This window comes from Pontibacter qinzhouensis, assembly GCF_008017455.1.
Lineage (GTDB): Bacteria > Bacteroidota > Bacteroidia > Cytophagales > Hymenobacteraceae > Pontibacter > Pontibacter qinzhouensis.
The window spans coordinates 1-2463 of the sequence record NZ_VRTY01000192.1; the positions used below are offsets into that span (position 1 = coordinate 1).

The 2463-nt window shown below is 53.1% G+C and carries 2 protein-coding genes; both read right to left on the reverse strand.

Annotated features, from left to right (window positions below; genetic code table 11):
- Window positions 1-18: 18 nt before the first annotated feature.
- Window positions 19-750, reverse strand: coding sequence for an IS21-like element helper ATPase IstB (gene istB, locus FVR03_RS23870; protein ID WP_147924283.1), 732 nt, complete (start codon window positions 748-750; stop codon window positions 19-21).
- A gap of 18 nt (window positions 751-768) precedes the next feature.
- A complete protein-coding gene (istA, locus tag FVR03_RS23875) occupies window positions 769-2304 on the reverse strand; it encodes an IS21 family transposase (protein ID WP_187270292.1) in 1536 nt (511 codons plus the stop codon).
- Between the last annotated feature and the right edge of the window lie 159 nt (window positions 2305-2463).

A 2463-nucleotide genomic window follows, 5' to 3' on the forward strand; every position in this document is an offset into this window, starting at 1 on the left:
ATTCAATGTTAAGCAATTTTATTGACTTTTTTTCTTTCTCAGCGATTCTCCTTTTAAGGGGAAGCGGTGGGCATTCCCTGACAGTCTGTCCATAATAGCATCGGCAAGGGTTGACTCCCCAATGAACTCATGCCATTTGTCAACCGGTAGCTGAGAGGCTATGATAGTTGCCTTCCTGCCATACCTATCTTCCAGCATCTGGAGCAGAGCCAGACGCGCAATACTGTCTAATGGATGCAAGCCAAAATCATCAAGGATGAGCAGGTCTGTTTTCTCCACCTGGTTGAGCAGCTTTATATAGGTGCCATCCAGCTTTGCCTGTGCTATCTTTTCCAGGAAACGGTTCATGCCCAGGTAAAGTGTTTTATAACCAAAGCTACAGGCCTGCCTGCCGATGGCACAGGCTAGATAGCTTTTTCCACATCCTGTAGCTCCTGTAATGAGGATATTTTCGGAACGTTGTATAAAGCCGCAATCAGCTATGGAGAGGAGTTGGTCTGGAGACAGGTTTCTGCCGGCATGGCAATGCACCTGTTCCAGCACGGCATCGTAGCGGAGTTTGCTAAGTTTAAGGTACGAGGCTGTTTTCAGGTGCCTGCGGTGCTGTATTTCCGCCTCTGAGAGACGGGCGATAAACTGGTGAAGCGAAGGCTGCTGGCCCACCGGTAGTTCCAACACAGCCTGATAGGCATTGGCCATTCCTTTGAGCTTGAGCCCGTGGAGCTGGTCGAGGGTAATCTGGTGATTCATCTTTCTTGGTTTAAAGGTTTAACTATACGATTGAGGCCCGCGGATATTATCATGCCCGGGCAGGCTGCCAGGCAGGCCGGAGAGCTCTTGCTTATCCTGATTGTTGGCCAGGATGGTGTCGATGAGCCGGTAGCTCACCCTGGGAGCGGGAAGAGCGCGTTTACAGGCCTTCTCAAACCGCTCCTGCCCGTAACGGCCTGCCAGGCGCAGCAGCCCCTGGCAGGAGCGGTAGGTTTGCTCTGTGAAGGTTCTTGAGCCAAGGACCCGTTCAAAGACGCGGGTCGAGCTTTCCCCCAGCTCTTTGGCTTTACCCAGGAAATAGGCCGCGTCCCAGCCCTTTGTATCCTGATAGCGCTGATGGCCCTCCGGCATATGTTCCCTGAGGGTGGTGTAGTCGTGCTGGCGGCAGTTGCGCCTGTGGGCTGCAATGCGTTGCAGGCCAAGGTAAATCTCCACCTCGCAGCTGTCATAAACCAGGGTGGCTGTCTGGCCGATGTATTGGTAGGGGACGCTGTACTGGTGCCAGTCCTCCCCGAGTATAACATGATAATTCTTCTGCACTTTGGCCTGTGCCGTATGCCGGAGCACGAAGGGTTCTGCCGGTAATGGCCCGAGCAATGCCTGCTCGTCAGCCACAAAGCGGTCATGGCGGCTGTAGGTGCGCTTCTGCAGCAGGGTGTGGTTATGGGCCTGGCAACAGGCCAGGACACGCCTGTTAAGCTCCTCAATGCTGTAAAAGGTTTCTTTGCGTAGCAGGGCATAGATGCGCATATAGGCGATATGCACTGCTTTCTCCACCGATGGCTTGTCCTTGGGCTTTGCCACCCGTGTTGCCACCAGGTTGGTGTCATAGTAAAGGGCCCATTGCTGGGACACCTCGCTGAAAACAGGCTCGTAGCGGTTGCTCTTGTAGACATACTGTTTCATATTGTCGCTCAGGGCACTCTCAGGTACGCCGCCCAGAAAGCGCAGGCAACGGCTCAGGGAGGTGAAAAAGTGTTGCTGCCCGGCCGAGGGCAACACCTCCACATAGGTATAGCCGCTATAAGGGAGCACGCAGACAAGGACAGGGCAGGCGATGACCTCTCCGGTGTTGGTATCAGCGTAGCTAAGCTTTTTGCCTGCAAAATCGATTTGCAGAAACTCCCCGGGCCGGTGGGTAAAGTGCATGGTGGCACCGTTTTTCCGTTGGTGGTTCTTCAGGTGCTCGCAGAACTGTGAATAGGCATAGCCGTCGGGGACCTGCCGGCGGTATTCCTGCCATAGCAGATATTTGGTGACTCCGACCTGCCGGAGTTCTTTTTGGTAATCCTTGCAGTTTTCCAGCAGGTATTCCAGGCGGGAGTCTGCTTTTGATTCAGGCTTGGAGGGATATACCAGCGCAGCAAGGGCTGTGTCTGATAAGGAGAGCAAGGAGTCGATGTCCATGCCTGAACTATGGATCCTGGCTACATAATGGTCAACCGTATGGCGACCAGCACCCAGGAACTGAGCTATCTTCCGCTTGGAAGTACCCTTTAGTAATAACTGTAACAGGCGTCGAATTTGTAACATGGGTATGGGTGGATATGACATAGAACCTTCCTTTTTTTGGGGAAGGTAAGGTCTTGTTACAAATCCGTCATCGAAGGGGTGGCGCTGCTTGTGCCGGAATGTCAGCCTACCTGGCTTTTCTTTTCAGGGAAAAATATCCAAAGGAGCCTAATAAAGTGG

Excerpts from the sequence above, each read along its gene's own strand:
- istB (WP_147924283.1), bottom strand. The coding sequence starts at position 750 with ATGAATCACCAGATTACCCTCGACCAGCTCCACGGGCTCAAGCTCAAA.
- istA (WP_187270292.1), bottom strand. The coding sequence starts at position 2,304 with ATGTTACAAATTCGACGCCTGTTACAGTTATTACTAAAGGGTACTTCC.